This is a genomic window from Bradyrhizobium macuxiense (assembly GCF_001542415.1).
Taxonomy (GTDB): Bacteria; Pseudomonadota; Alphaproteobacteria; order Rhizobiales; family Xanthobacteraceae; genus Bradyrhizobium; species Bradyrhizobium macuxiense.
The window spans coordinates 35,141-54,547 of record NZ_LNCU01000088.1; the positions used below are offsets into that span (position 1 = coordinate 35,141).

Annotated in this window: 18 protein-coding genes; 11 read left to right on the forward strand and 7 right to left on the reverse strand. The window is 65.0% G+C overall.

All coding sequences use genetic code 11. The annotated features are described in order from the left end of the window. Positions 1-193 precede the first annotated feature (193 nt). Positions 194-1,528: an MFS transporter gene (locus AS156_RS25560; protein ID WP_066510198.1), complete on the forward strand. Its 1,335-nt coding sequence runs from the start codon at positions 194-196 to the stop codon at positions 1,526-1,528. Between the two features lie 72 nt (positions 1,529-1,600). On the opposite strand, the gene AS156_RS25565 is transcribed toward AS156_RS25560, so the two are convergent. The 4 genes from AS156_RS25565 to AS156_RS25580 all read right to left on the reverse strand — a co-directional run bounded on the left by AS156_RS25565 (position 1,601) and on the right by AS156_RS25580 (position 5,659). Next, positions 1,601-2,233 (reverse strand): aspartate/glutamate racemase family protein, encoded by a 633-nt coding sequence (locus AS156_RS25565; RefSeq protein WP_066510599.1) that lies wholly within the window; start codon positions 2,231-2,233, stop codon positions 1,601-1,603. Between the two features lie 116 nt (positions 2,234-2,349). After that, entirely contained in the window at positions 2,350-3,360 is a 1,011-nt protein-coding gene (locus AS156_RS25570; RefSeq protein WP_066510201.1) for an amino acid ABC transporter substrate-binding protein, read from the reverse strand. Positions 3,361-3,422: 62 nt separating this feature from the next. Next, entirely contained in the window at positions 3,423-4,778 is a 1,356-nt protein-coding gene (locus tag AS156_RS25575) for an aspartate aminotransferase family protein (protein ID WP_066510600.1), read from the reverse strand. A gap of 5 nt (positions 4,779-4,783) precedes the next feature. Further along, complete coding sequence (locus tag AS156_RS25580) at positions 4,784-5,659, reverse strand: MurR/RpiR family transcriptional regulator (RefSeq protein WP_066510203.1); 876 nt, start codon at positions 5,657-5,659, stop codon at positions 4,784-4,786. 197 nt (positions 5,660-5,856) lie between these two features. Here AS156_RS25580 and AS156_RS25585 point away from each other — a divergent pair, with 197 nt between their 5' ends. The 10 genes from AS156_RS25585 (at position 5,857) to hemC (ending at position 16,620) form a co-directional block, all read left to right on the forward strand. Next, a complete protein-coding gene (locus AS156_RS25585; RefSeq protein WP_066510205.1) occupies positions 5,857-7,044 on the forward strand; it encodes an amino acid ABC transporter permease in 1,188 nt (395 codons plus the stop codon). 1 nt (position 7,045) lies between these two features. Continuing rightward, a complete protein-coding gene (locus AS156_RS25590) occupies positions 7,046-8,167 on the forward strand; it encodes an amino acid ABC transporter permease (protein ID WP_066510207.1) in 1,122 nt (373 codons plus the stop codon). Between the two features lie 865 nt (positions 8,168-9,032). Further along, entirely contained in the window at positions 9,033-9,785 is a 753-nt protein-coding gene (gene cnbZ, locus AS156_RS25595) for a 2-amino-5-chloromuconate deaminase CnbZ (RefSeq protein ID WP_066510209.1), read from the forward strand. 108 nt (positions 9,786-9,893) lie between these two features. After that, positions 9,894-11,486 carry an NAD(P)/FAD-dependent oxidoreductase gene (locus AS156_RS25600; protein WP_066510212.1) on the forward strand — a complete coding sequence of 531 codons (1,593 nt, stop codon included), beginning with the start codon at positions 9,894-9,896 and terminating at the stop codon, positions 11,484-11,486. Next, complete coding sequence (locus tag AS156_RS44950) at positions 11,486-12,043, forward strand: c-type cytochrome (RefSeq protein ID WP_245313064.1); 558 nt, start codon at positions 11,486-11,488, stop codon at positions 12,041-12,043. The genes AS156_RS25600 and AS156_RS44950 overlap by 1 nt, the downstream gene beginning before the upstream one ends. Before the next feature lie 24 nt (positions 12,044-12,067). Then, positions 12,068-12,559, forward strand: coding sequence for a RidA family protein (locus AS156_RS25610; RefSeq protein ID WP_082747738.1), 492 nt, complete (start codon positions 12,068-12,070; stop codon positions 12,557-12,559). Positions 12,560-12,676: 117 nt separating this feature from the next. Then, positions 12,677-14,104, forward strand: coding sequence for a M20/M25/M40 family metallo-hydrolase (locus AS156_RS25615; protein WP_066510604.1), 1,428 nt, complete (start codon positions 12,677-12,679; stop codon positions 14,102-14,104). A 3-nt stretch (positions 14,105-14,107) separates the two neighbouring features. Continuing rightward, positions 14,108-14,926: an aspartate dehydrogenase gene (locus AS156_RS25620; protein WP_066510215.1), complete on the forward strand. Its 819-nt coding sequence runs from the start codon at positions 14,108-14,110 to the stop codon at positions 14,924-14,926. Positions 14,927-14,933: 7 nt separating this feature from the next. Further along, entirely contained in the window at positions 14,934-15,554 is a 621-nt protein-coding gene (gene pncA, locus AS156_RS25625; RefSeq protein ID WP_066510217.1) for a bifunctional nicotinamidase/pyrazinamidase, read from the forward strand. 55 nt (positions 15,555-15,609) lie between these two features. Continuing rightward, positions 15,610-16,620 carry a hydroxymethylbilane synthase gene (gene hemC / locus AS156_RS25630; protein WP_066510219.1) on the forward strand — a complete coding sequence of 337 codons (1,011 nt, stop codon included), beginning with the start codon at positions 15,610-15,612 and terminating at the stop codon, positions 16,618-16,620. 96 nt (positions 16,621-16,716) lie between these two features. Here hemC and AS156_RS25635 read toward each other — a convergent pair whose 3' ends face one another. The 3 genes from AS156_RS25635 to AS156_RS25645 are packed head-to-tail and all read right to left on the reverse strand — an operon-like array spanning position 16,717 to position 19,266. After that, entirely contained in the window at positions 16,717-17,409 is a 693-nt protein-coding gene (locus tag AS156_RS25635; RefSeq protein ID WP_066510226.1) for a DUF1045 domain-containing protein, read from the reverse strand. A gap of 22 nt (positions 17,410-17,431) precedes the next feature. Then, positions 17,432-18,604, reverse strand: a complete 1,173-nt coding sequence (locus AS156_RS25640) for an alpha-D-ribose 1-methylphosphonate 5-triphosphate diphosphatase (protein ID WP_066510227.1) — start codon at positions 18,602-18,604, stop codon at positions 17,432-17,434. Then, positions 18,601-19,266 carry a transferase hexapeptide repeat family protein gene (locus AS156_RS25645; protein ID WP_066510228.1) on the reverse strand — a complete coding sequence of 222 codons (666 nt, stop codon included), beginning with the start codon at positions 19,264-19,266 and terminating at the stop codon, positions 18,601-18,603. The genes AS156_RS25640 and AS156_RS25645 overlap by 4 nt, the downstream gene beginning before the upstream one ends. Positions 19,267-19,407: the final 141 nt, after the last annotated feature.

Consider the following 19,407-nt stretch of genomic DNA (forward strand, 5'->3'; position numbering starts at 1 on the left):
TAGCGGGTGAGGTAGCCCGGTGATGGGCTTGGCCATGCCGTGCGTGGCCGCGACTACATCGTTGCTGCTGCAACTATTCCGCTCGTACCGGGCGCGAAGCTCTGCTATCCCGGTACCAGCATCGTGCGGGGCAGGGCGCATCGCGGCAGATCGCGCGCCCCGCATAGACAGAAACGGGTAGTGGGGAGGCCACATGTCCATCGAACTGTCCGCGCGTTCCCGCGGCGCTGAACTGTCGGAAGAGGAACGCAAGGTCCTCACCGCGACGCTCGTCGGCACCACCATCGAATGGTACGACTTCTTCGTCTACGCGCAGGCGGCTGGCCTGGTGTTCGGCGCGCTGTTCTTCGCGCCGATGAACCAGAACAACCCGCTGCTGGCGCAGATCGTGTCGTTCGCGACGCTCGGCCTGTCGTTCCTGTTCCGCCCGCTCGGCGCCATCGTCTGCGGTCACCTCGGCGACCGCTTCGGGCGCAAGAACATGCTGGTCGTGACGCTGCTCTTGATGGGCGCAGCCACCGCGCTGGTCGGATTGCTGCCGACCTATGCGCAGGTCGGCGCCTGGGCGCCGGCGCTGCTGATCCTGCTGCGCATCCTGCAAGGCTTCTCCGCCGGCGGCGAGTGGGGCGGTGCGGCGCTGATGTCGGTGGAATCGGCACCGATCAACCGGCGCAGCTTCTTCGGCTCGTTCCCGCAGATCGGCACGCCGCTCGGCATGATCCTCGCGACCGGCGTGCTGTGGGTGCTCACCACGACACTTGGCAAGCAGGCGATGATCGAGTGGGGCTGGCGCATTCCGTTCCTGCTCTCGATCGTCCTGATCGTCGTCGGCATCCTGATCCGCCGCACGGTGGAGGAATCGCCGGTGTTCCAGGCGATGCACCGCCGCCGCAAGGAATCCGCGGCGCCGCTCAAGGAGCTGATGCGCAATCACAGCAAGGAGATACTGCGCACGGCGCTGATCTTCATGGCCAACAACGCGGCCGGCTACATCCTGATCGCCTTCATCATCAGCTACGGCGCCAACACGCTGAAGATGCCGTCGGACCAGCTCTTGCTGATCGGCACGCTCGCCGCGGTAAGCTGGTTCGTCTTCACGCTGCTCGGCGGCATCCTCGGTGACAAGATCGGCCGTGTGCGCACCTTCCAGATCGGCTACGGGCTGATGGTGCTGTGGGCGGTGCCGATGTGGTTTTTGATCGACAGCAAGAACCTGCTGCTGTTCTTCGTCAGCGCCGTCGGTCTCACCATTGCGCTCGGCCTGTCCTACGGGCCGCAGGCAGCGCTCTATGCCGAGCTGTTCCCGGCCAAGGTGCGCTATTCCGGCGTCTCGATCGGCTATGCGCTCGGCGCCATCTTCGGCGGCGCCTTCGCACCGATGATCGCGCAATGGATCATCGGCACCTACGGCCAATCCTGGCGCGTCGGCGTCTACATCGCGGTGCTGTCGCTGATCTCGCTCATTACTGTGTCGACGATCAGGGATCCGCAGGGCGTCGACCTAAATGTGAATGACACGAGCGCATAAGCTCTGTGGGGCGGATTAGCCAACAGGCGCAATCCGCCAGTGTCGCGGTGGATTACGCTTCGCTAATCCACCCTACGCCCCGAGTATCGTCTTCAATTTCAGCACGGCACTGTCGGGCGTCGTCAGCACAGGCCTGCCGGTGACCTCGGCAACGCGTTCGGCTGCGGGGGCCATGCTGTACTGGGCGAGCGCGATCAGGTCGCAGTCGCGCAAGTCCTTCGCCGCCTCGACCACGATGCGATCATGCTCGGCGCTATCGCCGCGGTCGAGCGCGGCCAGCGCGCCCTCGGCAAGCTTCGGCACCAGTGTCACCGACGACGGAAACTCCGGCGGCATCGACACCAGGGTCGGCGGGAAAGTCGAAAGCAGTCCGATCGCCTTTCCCTTCGCGACCGCCTGCTCGATCATCGCCTCGTTCGGCTTCAACACCGGCATCGGCGCATGCGCGCGCGCGACCGCCTCGATGCAGGGACCGAACGCCGAGCAGGTGAACAGGATGCCGTTGGCGCCGGTGCCGGCCGCATAGCGGCCCATGGTCAGGAAGCGCTCGGTCATGCGGTCAGTGAGCTTGCCGTCCTGCGCGAGATCGGCCGAGAGGCTGTCGTCGAGCAGGTTCATCAGCCGCGCCTCTGGCCACAGTCGGGCGAACGACGCCTCGATCGGAACGATCGAGTGCTTCAGGGCATGGATGAGGGTGATGCGCATGGTCGCAACCTGTTCTTCGTAGGTGGGCAAAGGCGCGTCAGCGCCGTGCCCACCATTCTTGCTCATTGCGCGTGAGGGTGGGCACGCTTCGCTTTGCCCACCCTACGGCTTCATTCCTACTTGAACGGAATGGCGTACATCAGGCCGCCCTTGCTCCAGGTGGCGTTGAGGCCCCGCTCGAGCTTCAGCGGGCTTGATTTGCCGACATTGCGCTCGAAGATCTCGCCGTAATTGCCGCCGGCCTTGATCGCGCCGACCAGCCAGTTGTTGGCGAGGCCGAGCCGCGAGCCGAGATCGCCGGACGCGCCGAGCAGGCGCTGGATCGCGGGCACCTGCGACTTCGCCATCTCCTCGACGTTGGCTTGCGTGACGCCGAGCTCCTCGGCCTCGACGAGGCCGTAATGCAGCCAGGTGATGATGTCGCTCCAGACCTCGTCGCCGTTGCGGGTGAACGGGCCGAGCGGCTCCTTGCTGATGGTCTGCGGCAGCACGACATAGTCGTCCGGCTTCGGCGCCGCGGTCGCAACCGCGCCGGCGAGCGCGGAGGCGTCCTGGGTCATGGCATCGCAGCGGCCGCCGAAGAAGGTCTGGTACATGGTGTCGGGGCGGTCGAACACCAGCGGCTTCCAATCGATGCCGTTGGCGCGGCCATAGTCGCCGAGCGTGACCTCATGCGTGGTGCCCTGGGCGACGCAGACGGTGGCGCCGCTGAGACCCTTGAGGTCCTTCACGCCGAGGTCCTTCTTCACCACAAAACCCTGGCCGTCGTAGAAATTGACCGGGCCCTGACGCAGCCCGAGCGTGGTGCCGCGCAGAAAGGTCTCCGTCGAGTTGCGGTAGAGCACGTCGATCTCGCCCGACTGCAGCGCGGTGAAGCGGTTCTGCGCGGTCAGCGCGACGTAGCGCACCTTGTTGGGATCGCCGAGTATGCCGGCCGCCAGCGCGCGGCAATAGTCGACGTCGAGGCCCTTGAAGTTGCCCTGCGAGTCCGGCGCCGAGAAGCCGGCGAAGCCGGTGCTGACGCCGCACACCAGCGTGCCGCGCTGCTTGACCGTGTCGAGCGTCGCAGCACCCGCGCTTGAAATGCCCGCGGCGAGCAAGGCTGCCGTGATGATACCCTTGTACATTGTCGTCCTCCCCTCCTGTTTGAGCATGATCCTCTCGGAAAACCGCTACCCGCGCTTCCGGATCATGCTCCGTGACCAACGTCCTTCAACGCGCTGTCTACTGCAGCGCCGAGTCTTTCGACGATCATGTCGATGTCGCCGGAAGTTGCAATATAGGGCGGAGCCAGCAACACGTGGTCGCCGCGTTGGCCGTCGGCCGTGCCGCCCGATGGATAGCAGGCCAGCCCGCCCGCGAAGGCGGCGGACTTGATCCGCTGGTGCAATTTCAGCTTGGGATCGAACGGCTGGCGCCTGGCTCGGTCGGCGACGAGCTCGATCCCCCAGAACAAGCCGCGTCCCCTGATGTCGCCGACATGGCGGTGATTGCCGAAGCGTTCGATGAGCCGCTGCTCGAGCTGCCTGCCGCGTTCCTTGACCTTGTCGAGCAGCTTCTCGTCGCTGATGGTCCGCTGCACTTCGAGCGCGGCGGCACAGGCGAGCGGATGCGCCAGATAGGTGTGGCCGTGCTGGAAAGCGCCGGAGCCGTTGCGCACGGTGTCGACGATGGTGCCGCTCGCGAGCATCGCGCCGATCGGCTGGTAGCCGCCGCCCAGACCCTTGGCGATCGCCTGGATGTCGGGCGAGATGCCTTCCTGCTCCCACGCATGGAGCGTGCCGGTGCGGCCCATGCCGCACATCACCTCATCGAGGATCAGCAGCGCGCCATGGCGGGTGCAGATCTCGCGCACTTCCTTGAAGTAGCCTTCCGGTGCGGGCACGCAGCCGGCGGTGGCGCCGACCACGGGCTCGGCGATGAAGGCCGCAACGGTGTCCGGGCCGAGCCGCTGGAATTCAGCTTCAAGCTCGGCGGCGAGCCGCGCCACGAAGCCGGCTTCTGATTCATCGTCGCGCTTCTCGTGATAGGCAAAGGCCGGCGTGACATGGCTGAACGACGGCGACAGCAGCGGCGCATAGGGCTCGCGGCGCCAGGCATTGCCGCCGGCCGACAGCGCACCCAGCGTGTTGCCGTGATAGCTCTGCCGGCGCGCGATGAAGCGCGCGCGCTTCGGCTCGCCGCGCTCGATGAAATATTGCCGCGCCAGCTTGATCGAGGCCTCGATCGCTTCCGATCCGCCGCTGACGAAATAGGCGTAGCCCAATCCGCCGGGCTCGTGGCCGACCAGGCGCTCGGCGAGTTCCTCGGCGGGTTCCGACGAGAAGAAACCGGTGTGGGCATAGGCGAGCGTCGAGGCCTGCTTGGCGATCGCGGCGAGCACGCGCGGATGCTGATGGCCGAGGCAGGAGACGGCCGCGCCGCCGGAGGAATCGAGGATGCGGCGGCCGTCTTCCGCGATCAGCCAGACACCTTCGCCCCCGACCGCTTTCGGCGGCGTCTCGCGCAGGCTTCGATGCATCACGCGGGTCCTGGTGGCGGCCATGATACTCATCCTTTCTCGACGAAATATTGTGACGTCTCGGCAAGCCGGCCCTCGGTCTGTTCCAGCTTGCGCTTGGCGTTCGCACCGCCCAGCGTGAAGGTGACGGCGGCAAGCGACTGCGCGACCGCGATCGCGCCGGTGAGGCTCGGGAAGAAACCGGGGGAGGAGGCGGCTTCGAACAGCAGCAGATGGTCGGCGCCCTCAGCCATCGGCGCGGCGATGGTGTCGGCAATCGCGATCAGCGTCGCGCGCGCGTTGTGCGCTGCACGCGCGGCTTCCACGCTGATCGCCGTGTAGGGTGCGAAGCCGATCACGACGACCGCATCGTGGGCGCGGAACGCGCCGAGATCGAGGTCGAACGGACCCGAGCCGCCGACCAGTTGCACCGCGTCAGGGCGGAACAGGCGGAGCTGATAGTTCAGGAGCTCCGCGACGCTGCGGCAGCTGCGAAAGCCGTTGATCCAGATTCTGTCGGCGCTGTGCAGCGCACGCGCGGCGTCGGCGATCGCGTTGGCCGAAATGCGTGCCACGCCCGCGGCTTCGGCGGCCAGCTTCTCCTTGACCAGCGTGACATCGGCGTTCGGCCCGATGCGGCGGCTCTTGGCGCGGACGGAGAACGGCGCGGTCTGCGCGGGCCGGCGCGCTTCGGTCAGCGCAGCGCGCAGCGCGTCCCAGCCGGAATAGCCGAGCGCCTTGGCAAGACGTGTGAATGAGGCAGGATCGGCGCCGGCGACGGAAGCAAGCTCGCGCATCGAGCGTGTCGTAGCGTCGTAGTCATTGGCTGCGACAAAACGGCCAACCTCCTGCAACCGCATGGGCAGCGACGGCAATGCGCTGCACAATTCGTTGAGGGGCGATGGTTTCGGCTGAGCCTGGGCCATGAAACAAATGTTGCATGAATATTAATTTGGTGCAACATATGAAGTGCGCAGTCTCGAGCCTCCCGTTCCGATACGATCGAGCGAGGGACTCTTGATTCAAGTTTGACGCGTTTTCTTCACGCGAACCGGTTGTCCGCTTCGCTCGAAAACGCTCTAGCGCATGGCAGAAGATCGGTTCTCACAAGGATTCTTGTGCTGTGACGACATCGACGCCGAAACGTCCTCCCGCCCGGCCCTTGCGCCTTTCGCTTGGTGATCCGCGCGTCGCCGGCCTGTTCTGGCAGATCCTGGTGGTCGGTATCGCCATCGCCATCGTCGCCTGGCTGTGGTCGAATGCCGTTCACAATCTCTCGGTCCGCCGCATCTCGACCGGCTTTGCCTTCCTCGGCCGCGAAGCCGGGATGCCGATCGCCGACAGCTGGATCGACTATACGCCGAAAAACACCTATCTGCGCGCCTTCGTCGTCGGCATCGTCAACACGCTGCGCGTCGCCGTCATCGGCATCGTGCTGGCGACCGTGCTTGGCACGCTGATCGGCATCGCGCGGCTGTCGTCGAACTGGCTGCTGTCGCGCCTCGCCGCCGTCTATGTCGAGGTGCTGCGCGACCTGCCGCTGCTATTGCAACTCCTGTTCTGGTACGTGCTGATGCAGGGACTGCCCGCGGCGCGCCAGGCGTGGAAGCCGGTCGAGGGCGTGTTCCTGTCCAATCGCGGGCTGATATTGCCGTCGGTTCCGCTGCACGAAGCCAATTGGTGGACGATCCTGGCCCTCGTCGCCGGGCTGATCGTGCTGCATTTCATCAGGCGTCGCCTGGTCGCGCAGCAGATGCTGGACGGCAGAGCGAGGGCGGCCTGGCCCTATGCGCTTGGCCTCGTGGTCGCGTTGCCGGTGCTGGTGTCGTTTTTAACGGGCGCGAGCTGGAGCATCATGCTGCCCGAGCTGCGCGGCTTCAACTTTGTCGGCGGGTTGACGCTGTCGCCGGAATATTTCGCGCTGCTGATCGCGCTCGTCACCTACACGTCGGCCTTCATCGCCGAGATCGTGCGCAGCGGCATCCAGGCGGTGCCGCGCGGGCAGTGGGATGCCGCCAAGGCGCTGGGGCTGAAGCGGAGCTTCTCGCTGCAGCACATCGTGCTGCCGCAGGCGTTGCGCGTCATCATTCCGCCAATGACGAGCCAGTACCTGAACCTGACCAAGAATTCCTCGCTCGCGGTCGCCGTCGGCTATCAGGACATCGTCTCGATCGCCAACACCACGCTGAACCAGACCGGGCAGGCCATCGAGTCGATCGCGTTGATCATGATGGTGTTCCTCACCATCAGCCTCGGCATCAGCCTGTTCATGAACTGGTACAATGCGCGTATCGCGCTGGTGGAGCGCTGACATGAGCTCGGTTGCACATGTTCCGCAGGACCCGCTTCCGATCGGCCCGCCGCGCGTGCAGCGCAGCCTCAGTGGCCATATCCTGGTTTGGCTGCGCGCGAACCTGTTCCCGTCGGTCCCCTCGACCATCGTGACGCTGCTATTGCTGCTATTGCTCGGCAAGGTCTTCGTCAGCCTCTGGCAATGGGGGATCGCCAACGCGGTCTGGTCGGTCCCCGGCAGCGACACCAGCGCGTGCCGCGCGCTGCGCGGCATCGGCGCCTGCTGGGCGGTGGTCCCCGAGAAGTACCGCTTCATCCTGTTCGGCACCTATCCGTATGAGGAGCAGTGGCGGCCGGCGCTGGCGGTGCTGATCTTCATTGCGTTGTTCGTCGTCTCCAGCCGCCGCAGCTTCTGGCGCAAGGAGCTGTTCCTGCTCTGGGCCGTCGCGCTGGTTGTGATCGGATGCCTGATGTGGGGCGGCTTCTTCGGAATGTCCTTTGTCACGCAAGACCGTTGGGGCGGGCTGCCAGTGACGCTGATCCTCGCGACCTTCGGGCTTGCCTTCGGATTCCCGCTCGGAATCCTGGTCGCGCTTGGCCGCCGTTCCAAGCTGCCGGCGATCCGCTCGCTCTGCGTGCTCTATGTCGAGCTGATCCGCGGCGTGCCGCTGATCAGTCTGTTGTTCATGGCGAGCGTGATGTTCCCGCTGTTCATGCCCGACGGCGTCAACATCGACAAGCTGCTGCGCGCCCAGATCGCATTCATTCTCTATGCCGGCGCCTACCTCGCCGAGGTCGTGCGCGGCGGCCTGCAGGCGGTGCCGCGCGGGCAATATGAGGCGGCGGATGCGATCGGGTTGTCCTACTGGCAGAAGAACGCACTGGTCGTGCTGCCGCAGGCGATCCGCCACGTGATCCCGCCGCTGGTCAACACCTTCATCGCCTTCTTCAAGGATACCAGCCTCGTTCTGATCATCGGCATCTTCGACCTCTTGACGACGGCGAAGACCGCGATCATCGATCCGGCCTGGCAATCCTTCAGCGTCGAGGTCTACATCTTCGTCGGCGTGATCTACTTCGTGTTCTGCTATGCGATGTCGCGCTACAGCCGCAGCCTCGAGGCGCAGCGCGGGCACGGGTGAGGCGGCCGTCTCATTCGTTCGGAGGCGGAGCCGGTATCGGGAGTGCATCTCTCTCCATCGTCATTCCGAGGCTCGCCGTAGGCGAGAACCCGGAATCCATCGAGCCGCATCGCCCGCGGTGAGATGGATTCCGGGTTCATGCTTCGCATGCCCCGGAATGACAGAGAGCTGCGACAAATCACCCCGACGGGCAAAATTCCGCTTCGCGTTTGACCCAACTCAGCAGTCTAATGCCCGCCTCTCACCCGCTTGAGGGGCGCGTCGCGATCGTCACGAGTGTCGCGGTGGGATGCGGTGGACGCCGATTGCGTGACTGACGAGCACGTATAAGCCGTAAACCATCGCGCAGGGAAAGCCGGATTGCTCCGGTTACACCTGTGGTCCTACCTCCCGCGTTTTTTTACTACGCGGGACCCATGGGTGCGATCGGCACCCGGCTTCCCCTGCGCCCTCTATTCTCAGAGCGGCGAAATGAAGATGCAAAGCTCGGACAAATCATGTCGCGAGAACGCTAAGCCATGGTTCACGAGCCGCGCCACAAAACTCGCTGTCGTCCCTGCGAAAGCAGGGACCCATAACCACCGATGTTTATTGTTGAGCAATGCCCGAACTGCGAGTCCCAATCCCAACACGCGCCGCGGAGTATGGGTCCCTGCTTTCGCAGGGACGACGAACGGTGAGAGCAGTGCACTACTCCGCGCACGTTATTCTGAGGAGCGCGTTCCGGGCCCCGTGACGGGTTTGGCAGCTTTCGCAGGGGCTTCGGCTGTGACAACCGTAATGACACGCCGTTGTTTGACGTCTTGAATCATGAGTATCCTCCTTCAACATCATCGTGACGAGCGCATCTGCACCGAGAGGCGACATGACCAGCACCATTGAAGCTCCCGACAGCGGCTATCGCTTCATGCCCGGCGTCAGCCAATATTCTTGCGGCATCGCTGCGCTGCCCGGCTTTGCCATCGAGCGCGTCAGGTTCAGCGAGCCGGTGCCGCTGGCGGACGGCTTCGCTCGGATCGCGCAGATCCTGAGAGCGGCGGGGCGTCCGCTGACGGCGTTCGGCGCCTGCGAGCTGCGGTCGCCGGCTCCGTTCACCGAGGAGGGCTTCAAGGCGTTCAACGAGATCTACATCAAAACACTGATCGAGTGGGGCGTGATGCGCGACGGTGTCAATCCGGTGGCGCGCAGCAATGTCTGTCCGAAGATCGATCCGCCGAAGCAGCCGTGCTTCCACGCCGTCTCCTACACGGTGCCGGCACCGAAGGATGCGCCGGACAGCTTCGTCGTCGCCGGCAGCGGTGAATCGGTCGAGGGCAAGAGCAATTATCGCGATTGTATCGTCGCGCCCGGCGACACCAGCCCGGCCGGCATGCTTGCGAAAGCGAAATCGGTGCTTGACGAGATGGAACGCCGGATGAGCGCGTTCGGCAGCACGTGGAAGAACACCACCGCAGTGCAACTCTACACGGTGCACGATGCCTATCCGGTTCTCGAAAGCGAGCTCGGCCGCCGCGGCGTGTTCCGCAACGGTTTGACCTGGCATTTCGACCGGCCACCGGTGATCGGGCTCGATTACGAGATGGATTGCCGTCGTGTGCATGTTGAACGCGTGGTCTGACGCATCAAAAACGCGTGTGAGCACACATGGAAGCGTGCGCCCTTTCTTGACACCGGTCGCATCACCCGTTTCCTTTCTTACACGATCAATGCGGCTGGGTGAGCGCCGGTGCAGAACGGATCTGTGATCAAGCGGCGTGACCTGCTCGCGCTGATCGGTACTATCGCCGGCAGTTCGGCGATGTATCACGCGATGACGAGCCTCGGTTTCGCGTCCGAATCCGCCTACAGAGGTCCACTCAAGCTCGAAGGCAACCCGAAAGGGGCGTCCGTGCTGATTCTCGGCGCGGGGCTTGCAGGCATGACGGCGGCGCTGGAGCTGCGCAAGGCCGGCTACAAGGTCCACATCCTCGAATTCAACAGCCGCCCCGGCGGCCGCAACTGGACGATCCGCGGCGGCGACAGTTTTGTCGAGCTCGGCGGCTTCAAGCAGACCTGCGAGTTCGAGCAGGGCTTGTACATCAATCCCGGTCCGTGGCGGATTCCGTACCACCACCGTGCGTTGCTTGATTACTGTCGGCGGCTCAACGTGACGCTGGAGCCCTTCATCCAGCTCAATCACAATGCGTATATGCACGCGACGCGTGCATTCAACGGCAAGCCGCAACGCATCCGCAGCATCAAGGCGGACTTCCGGGGCCAGGTGTCGGAGCTGTTGGCCAAGGTCACGCAACAGGGCAAGCTCGACGAGGCGGTCAGCAAGGAAGACCAGGAGATCCTGCTGCAGTCGTTGCGCACCTGGGGCGCGCTCGATCGCGACTACAAATACAGTGCCAATCTCAACGCGTCCGAGTTCCGCGGCTACGCGCGCGATCCCGGCGGCGGGCTTTCGGCCGATCCGCTGCCGAGCGATCCGATTTCGCTGTCGGACCTCCTGCGCTCGCAATTGTGGCGCTATCTGCAGGCCTTCTCGCGCTACAATTTCCAGACCACGATGTTCCAGCCGGTCGGCGGCATGGACATGATCGGCAAGGCCTTCGCGCGCGAGGTCGGCGATCTCATCCGCTTCAACGCCAAGGTCACGCAAATCCAGCAGAACGGCTCCGGGGTCACCGTGAGCTATGTCGATACGAACAATCCGGCCGGTGTGCAGCAGGCGGCCGCCGACTGGTGCATCTGCACCATCCCGTTGCCGATCCTGAGCCAGTTACCGATCGATGTCGGCACGCCGATGAAGAATGCGATCGATTCCCTGCCCTATGCCGCTTCGGTGAAGGTCGGGCTGCAGTTCAGGCGCCGCTTCTGGGAGGAGGACGAGGCGATCTATGGCGGCGTCAGTTTCACCGACCTGCCGATCCGGCAAATCGGCTATCCGAACTACGACTTCAACCGCAACGGCCGCGGCATCCTGCTCGGCGGCTATCTGTATGAGGGCGCCAACTCTTTCGAGTTCACCGCGATGACGCCGGCCGAGCGGGTCAAGAGCGCGGTCGAATTCGGTGCCATGATCCATCCGCAATACAAGGACGAGTTCGAGACCGGTGTGGCGGTGGCGTGGCATCGCGTGCCCTTCACGCTCGGCTGCGCCGGCGAATGGACCGATGCCGGCCGCGCACAGCACTATCGCAACCTCTGCCAGATCGACGGCCGCATCCTGCTGGCGGGCGAGCATGCTTCCGATCTGCCGGCGTGGCAGGAGGGCGCGATCCTGTCGTCGCTCGATGCCATCACGCGGCTGCACGAACGGGTGGTGAAGACGTGATGCTCGGGTTGTCCTCATGGTTGCGCCGCCGGTGGCTTCATCCTTCGAGACGGCGCTTCGCGCCTCCTCAGGATGAGGTCTTAAACCCTCATAGTGAGGAGCGCGGCGATGCCGCGCGTCTCGAACCACGAGGCCGCAGCAAGCGCCATCATCGTTTCATCCCCTTGGCTGGTTCAGTCGTGTTGCTCACGCTGCTGCCCCTGATGGCGTCGGCAGAAGACAGCGGGACGAGCCCGCGCACCTTCTCGTCAGGCTACCGTTTCGTGGAGATGACCGGCGAGGAGCTGTTTGCCAACGTCTGCCAGGGCTGCCACATGCCGGATGCGACGGGAGCGAGCGGCGCCGGCCGCTATCCATCGCTGGCCGGCAACAAGAATCTCGAATCCGGCAACTACCCGATCTTCCTCGTCGTCAACGGCCGCCGCGGAATGCCGGCGTTCGGCGACATGATGACCGATGGCCAGGTCGCCGCCGTTGTGAATTACTTGCGGACGCATTTTGGCAACAACTATCAGGATGTGGTGACGGCCAAGGATGTCCAGGAAGCCCGCCGTTAATTGCATATGTTCGGGGAGGGGATGATGAAACTTGTCGGTATCGTGCTGGGGGCTGCCCTGTCCGCCGTGACGACCGCTACCTGCGCGGACGTGGTCAGGCATCCGATTCCCAACTCGACATTCCCGATCGCGCAGTCGGTCACGGTCACCGGCAACGCCACGATTATCTATGTCAGCGGCCAGGTGCCGCCAGTCATCAACAAGGATGCCGATTCCTCGAGCCCGCAGGCCTATGGCGATACCAAGACCCAGACTGTCGGCGTGCTCAATCGCATCAAGGGCGTCCTCGTCGGCCAGGGGATGGGCATGGGCGACGTCGTCAAGATGCAGGTGTTCCTGGTTCACACCCCGGCGGCGCCGATGGACTTCAAGGCCTTCATGGAAGGCTACACCCAGTTCTTCGGCGGCAGCCAACCGAACCTGCCCGCGCGCTCCGTGGTCGGCGTCGCCGCGCTCGCCAATCCCGGCTTCCTGGTCGAGATCGAGGTGATTGCGGCCAAGGATGCTGCGAAGTGATGCACGCGAAACTGCGGGGCATGCGCGCGGAAATTGAAGGGCTTGCCGTCTTGCCAAAGCACGTGTCGCCTGTCTGAATTCGTGCCCGGTGAGGCGGTGGAATTCCGGGAGAGCGCGATGTCACACAAGAGCAAGAAAACGAGTCGATCGCTGCTGCTGTCGTCAGCCGTCTTCGGTCCGCTGCTGCTGGCAACGGGCGCGGCGGCGCAAGGATTGACCGAGCAGCAGCAATTCGCCCGCGGCATCTATCAGGAGTTGGTTGAGATCAACACCACCACCGCGACCGGTGACACGCAGAAAGCGGCAGAGGCGATGGGCGCGCGGCTGCGTGCAGCGGGCTTCTCCGAGGACGACGTGCATGTGTTCTCGCCGGCGCCGCACAAGGGCGATCTGGTGGCGCGGCTGCGCGGTTCCGGTGCGAAGAAGCCGATCCTGCTGCTCGCCCATATCGACGTCGTTCCGGCGAACCGCGAGGACTGGTCGGTCGATCCGTTCAAGCTGACCGAGCAGGACGGCTATTTCTACGGCCGCGGCAGCAGCGACGACAAATACATGGCCGCATCCTTCATCACCAACCTGATCCGCTACAAGAAGGAGGGCTACAAGCCTGACCGCGACATCATCGTGGCGCTGGAAACCGATGAGGAGATCCTGGATGCCAACGGCCTCGGCATCCAGTGGCTGATCAAGAACCATCGCGACCTGATCGACGCCGAATTTGCGCTGAACGAAGGTGGCGGCGTCGGCCTGAAGAACGGCAAGGCGATCCGCAACAGCGTGCAGACCAGCGAGAAGGTCTCGATCGGCTATCAGCTTACGGTGAAGGATCGCGGCGGCCACTCATCGCTGCCGCGCAAGGACAATGCGATCTATCGCCTCGCCGAAGGTCTCATTCGGCTCTCCAACTACAGCTTCCCGCTCAATCTCAATGAGACGACGCGGATCTATTTCACGAGGACGGCGGAGACGGAGAGCAAGCAGAACGCCGACGACATCCGCGCTGTGCTGGCGCCGCAGCCCGATCCGGCCGCGCTGGCACGGTTGTCGGAGCATCCCGGCTATAACGCGCAGCTCCGTACCACCTGCGTCGCGACCATGCTGCAAGGCGGCCATGCCCTCAATGCGCTGCCACAGCTTGCGACCGCCAAGGTGAATTGCCGGATCATGCCCGGCGAGCCGGTCGAGGGCGTGCAGACGGCGATCGAGCGCGTGCTCGCCGACAAGCAGATTGCGGTGACGCCGACCGGCAAGGCCGTGCTGAGCCCGCCGTCGCCGCTGAACGAGGAGGTCATGGGATCGATCGAGAAGCTGTCGAAGGAGTTCTGGCCGGATGCCGCGATCGTCCCGGTCATGAGCACCGGCGCCACCGACGGCAGCTATCTGCGCAATGCCGGGATTCCGACCTATGGCCATTCCGGGCTTGCCGCCGATGTCGATGACAACAGGAATCATGGCAGGGACGAGCGTGTGCTCGTAAAGTCGTTCTATGAGGGCCAGGACTATCTTTATCGCCTGGTCAAGATGCTCGCGGGAGGCAAGTCGTAAGCAATGGCAGATTCAGGGATCAAGACCCGCGTGGCGGTGGCCGGCCTCGGTGCGATCGGGGCTGACGTCGTCAAGGCGCTCGATCGGGGTATCGACGGGCTGGCGCTGGTGGCGGTGTCGTCGCAGGATCCCGGGAAGCATCGCGCCTGGCTTGCCGAGCTGAAGACACAGCCGAAGGTGCTGCCGATCGCGGACCTTGCCGATATCGCCGATATCGTCGTCGAATGTGCGCCGAGCAAGCTCGTGCGTTCGATCGTGGCGCCGGCGGTCGAGCGCGGCAAGACGGCTGTCGTGCTCAGCGTGGGCGCATTGTTGCAAAACGAGGACCTGATCGGTCTTGCCGCCGAGAATGGTGGCCAGATCATCGTGCCGACCGGCGCGCTGATCGGGCTCGATGCGGTGACCGCCGCGGCGCTCGGGACCATCCATTCGGCAAGGATCGTGACACGGAAGCCGATCGCCGGCCTGCTCGGTGCGCCGTATCTGGTCGAGAACGACATCCAGATCGAAGGCATCACCGAGCCGCTGCGGATTTTCGAAGGGACCGCGCGTGAGGCGGCGAAGGGCTTTCCGGCCAATCTCAACGTCGCGGTGGCGCTGTCGCTCGCCGGGATCGGTCCCGACCGCACCCGGGTCGAGATCTGGGCGGACCCGACGGTGACGCGCAACACCCACCGCATCGAGGTCGATGCCGATTCGGCGCGGTTCTCGATGACGATCGAGAATATCCCCTCGGAGAACCCGAAGACCGGCCGCATCACCGCGTTGTCGGTGATCGCCTGCCTGCGCAAGCTGCGCGCACCGCTGCGGATCGGGACGTGAGGCGGCTATGAAGATCGAGCGCGACGATCTCCTGCTCGTCATCGATGTGCAGAACGACTTCTGCCCCGGTGGCGCGCTGGCGGTTGCCGATGGCGATGCGGTGGTGCCCGTGGTCAACCGGCTCGCTGGGCGGTTCGACCATGTGGTGCTGACCCAGGACTGGCATCCGGCGGGCCACAGCTCGTTTGCGACGTCGCATCCGGGCGCGGCGGCTTTCTCGACCGTCAGCATGCCCTATGGCCCGCAGATGCTCTGGCCGGATCATTGCATCCAGGGCACGCCGGGCGCGGCCTTCCATCCGCAGCTGGCGACCGACAGGACCGAGCTCGTGATCCGCAAGGGTTTTCGCGCCGCGATCGATTCCTATTCGGCGTTCTTCGAGAACGACCGGCAAACGCCGACCGGGCTCGCGGGCTATCTGCGCGAGCGGGGACTGACGCGCATCGTCATGGCGGGGCTGGCGACCGATTACTGCGTGCATTATTCGGCGCTGGATGCACGGCGGCTTGGCTTCGAGACCGCGGTCGTGCTGTCGGGCTGCCGCGCCATCGATCTCGCGGGCTCGCTCGCCTCAGCGACCGCGGCTATGCAGGCTGCCGGCGTCGTGCTGGTCGACGACATTGCCTGAACAGGGGCAAAAACCGTTGTTTTGACTGACCTTTTGTTCTAATCCCCAGCCGTTGATGATCATTCGCAGCGGAGACCCCGTGTCGGGACAGGCTTTACGGATCGGGACGCGCAAGAGCGCGATGGCGCTGGCGCAGACGGGCGACGTCGCGCGCCTGCTGCGCGCTTCAGCGCCCGACCTTGCCGTCGACATCGTCAAGTTCGAGACCCGCGGCGACCAGGACCAGACCAGCAAGCTGTTGCGTCATGGCGGCAAGGGCGGCGCGTTCGTCGCCGAGATCCGCGAGGCGATGCGCGCAGGCGCGCTGGAAGCCGCGATGCATTCATTGAAGGACGTGCCGGGCAATGAGGAGACGCCGGGTCTGGTGCTCGCGGCGATGCTGCCGCGGGATGCCGCCAACGATTCGCTTGTGCTGCGGGCCGGCCTGTCGCTCGAGACCTTCCGTGCCGCGCGCGGCAAGGGCTTCATGATCGGCACCAACGCGGTGCGCCGTGCCGCCTATCTGCACCGGCTGTTTCCCGAGGCGACGGTGATCCACTTCCGCGGCGCGGCCGACACGCGGATCGCCAAGCTCGACCGCGGCGACAAGCAGCGGCTGCCGGATGGCGGCATGGTGGGGCCGGCGGATGCGCTGGTCATGGCGCGCTCCGGGCTCGAGCGCATCGGCATGACCGCGCGCATCGCGCATGATTTCTCCGTCGATGAAATGCTGCCGGCCGTCGGGCAGGGCATCGTCGCGGTCGAATGTGTCGAGACCGACTGGGCAACGCGCGCGCGGCTCGCCAAGATCGACAACGTCCAGTCGCGGCTCAGCGCCGAGGCCGAGCGCGAGGTGCTGTGGGTGCTCAACGGCCACTGCAATTCGCCGATCGCGGGACACGCCGTTCTCGCCGGCAACGAGATGACGCTGCGGGCGTCCGTGCTCGACGAAACCGGCCGCTTCATCGAGGTGACGCGGCATGGTCCGGCGAACCGCCCGCGCGAGCTCGGCCGCGCCGTCGGGATGGAGCTCTTGGAGAAGGGCGCCGCCGAGATCATCGCGCGCACCCGGCCCGACGAGCATTAGGCAATATCCGCGAAACCTCCGTGCCGGCCTCGGCCGGCGGCGAAGCTGGCGCGCGCCGGCCTCGGCCTCGCCCGTTGCGACCGTCGCAAGGCCGAGCTAGCTTGCCTGCAGCGGCCAGCTTTTGATGATCCGGAACCGCGATACGGCGTCGTCCTGCTTGAACAGCGCGAGGCGGTCGATCGCCAGCGTCGTAAGGCCCAGCGTCGCAAAGCGCTCGCGCAGCCAGTCCACGATCGGGCCACGCCGCTCGTCGCTCAGTCGCCCCGTCAACGTCATGTGGAAGCGGAATTCCTCCATGACGTAGGGGTAGCCCCAGCGGTCGAGATATTCGTATTGCCGCGCGGAGAGCCGCTCGGGCTTGCGACGGGCGCGATCTGCCGGCGTCAGCGGCGCGCGGAAGGCGTCGAAATCGGTGACGCAGTCGGCGGCAAGCTGTTGAAGATCGTCGCAACGCCGCGCCGGAATCACCGCGATGAAGCCGCTGATGGCATCGACGACCGGCTCGATCACCGGAATGCGCCGCGCGCGGCCGGCGAAGGCGGCGCAGGCGTCGACGAGGTCGGCCTCGCGCTTGCTGTCGGCCAGCGCGATCGGCGCCTTCAGCGTGGCGTGAAACCCGTATTTGCGTGGGTCCTGGGTGACCTCGCGCCAATCGGATGTGACCCCGTTGGGGAAGGGCATGTCATCACCCGACGCGGCGTCGTAGCCGAGCAGCGTCGAGCCGAAGCGGTGTAGTGCACTGTCGGGTGACGGCGCGTGGTAAATCGCGTAGCGCGGATAATTGGCCATGGGACAGCAGAATAGAGCCGGACTACGCCGCCGCAACCGTCTTGCGCGGCGCGAGCGAATGAACGAGGCAGCTTGCGTCCGCGAGATGCACCAATCGTCCGCCGCCGATGACCGCGACGATGCGCGGGCGCAACGGCACCTTGTCGTCGACGACGATGATGTCGGCACGGCGGCCGGGGGCAAGCGCCCCGCGATCCTCGAGCCCTGCGGCGCGCGCCGGGGCCGACGAGATCAGATCCCAGGCCTTTGCGAGCGGCAGGGTGCCGTCGGCGGCAAGGCGGAACGCTGCGAGCAGCTGTGCCGGATAGTAATAGTCCGACGCCAGCACCGAGCAGAGGCCCTTGGCGATCATGTCGGATGCCTTGGTCCAGCCGGTATGGCTGCCACCGCGCACCACGTTGGGAGCACCGAACACGATGAAGTCGCCGGCGGCGGCCGCATCGCGCGCGGTCTCCTCGTTGACCGGGAATTCGGCGATCGCTGCGCCCAGCGCACGAAACTCCCGGCGCATCGCCGGACTGTTGTCGTCATGCGAGAGCATGCGGATGCCGGCTGTGCTAGCCGCGGCGGCCAGCCGCGCGATCGAAGCCGGCACGTCGGAGCGGCGTGCGACGACCTGGTCGAGCATGTCGTTGATCGCCTCGATCGAGAGTCCGGCACGTTCGGCAAGCTGGCTGCGCTTCTTCGGCTTGACGTTGCTGTGGTCGTTGAAAGCGAACAGATCGATGCGGCCCTCGGCGAGCCATTGCGTGATCTCGGCCTCGGCGTCGAGATTGTGGGTCTCATGGCGAAGATGGAAGCGCGTGTCGGCGGCAAGCTGCGGCCGCAGCGCCTCGATCGTGTTGAGGAGCTCTCGTGCATTGTCGGCGCTGCGCAGGCCGGGCTCCCACGACCAGGTCGTGCCATGGAAGACGGTGGTGATGCCGTTGGCGATCACCTGCCGGTCGCTGTCGATCAATGCGACGTCGGTGGGAAAGTCGACGCCGGGACGCGGCATCATCTGCCGCTCGAACGCGTCGCCGTGGAGGTCGACGATGCCGGGCAGCACCAGCAGGCCGTTGGCATCGAGATGTAGTGCCGCGCGGCCCTGCTCGGCGTCGAGCGCGGCGATATCGCGGCCAGCAGTCCGAAGCGATGTCTTGACGAACGCGCCGTCAACCAGGGTGCGCCCGCCCTCGATGAAGATGTCGGTCACGATGCGGCACTCCGTTGGTTGTCTTGTGATCGGGCAGTGGCCCTGGACTCGTACCTGTCGAGGAAGTCTTCCACCGAAAGCTTGCGGAAATCGGGCAGAGCGCGACGAAGTGTCTCATGATCCCAGTCCCACCATGCCAGCGCGGCGAGGCGATTCGCAATCGCCACTGGGAAGCGCGGCCTGATCGGCCTGGCCGGATTACCGGCAACGATGGTGTAGGCAGGCACGTCCTTGGTGACGACCGCACCGCCGGCGATCACGGCTCCGGTTCCGATGGTCCGTCCCGGCAAGATGATCGCACCATGACCGATCCATACGTCATGGCCGATATGCACGTGATGCGCACGTCGCCAGTTGAAGAAATCGGTGTCGTCACTTTCTCCGGGAAAATAGGCGCTGGCGCGATAGGTGAAATGCGCCTGTGTGGCGCGGTGCATGGGATGGTTGCCCGGATTGATTCTGGTCATCGCCGCGATCGAGCAGAACTTTCCGATCGTTGTGTAGGTGATCTGGCTGTCATTCACGACATAGGAGTAATCGTCCATGCTTACTTCGAGCAGGATCGTGCGCGCCCCAACTTCGGTATAGGTGCCGAGCTTGCTCTCGCGCACCGTCGCGGTGGGATCGACGGTCGGTACGACCGAGAGTGTTTTTCCGGCCATCAGGGCCTCCGCAATTATTGGCTTCTGCTCTTGGTTTCCCGGGGAGATGCGTCGTCTTCCCGATGCTCGATGACAGGATCATGACGTTGCGATGACGGCGACGGAGGTGGTGTGGACGATCGCCGCACAGCGGCAGCCCCG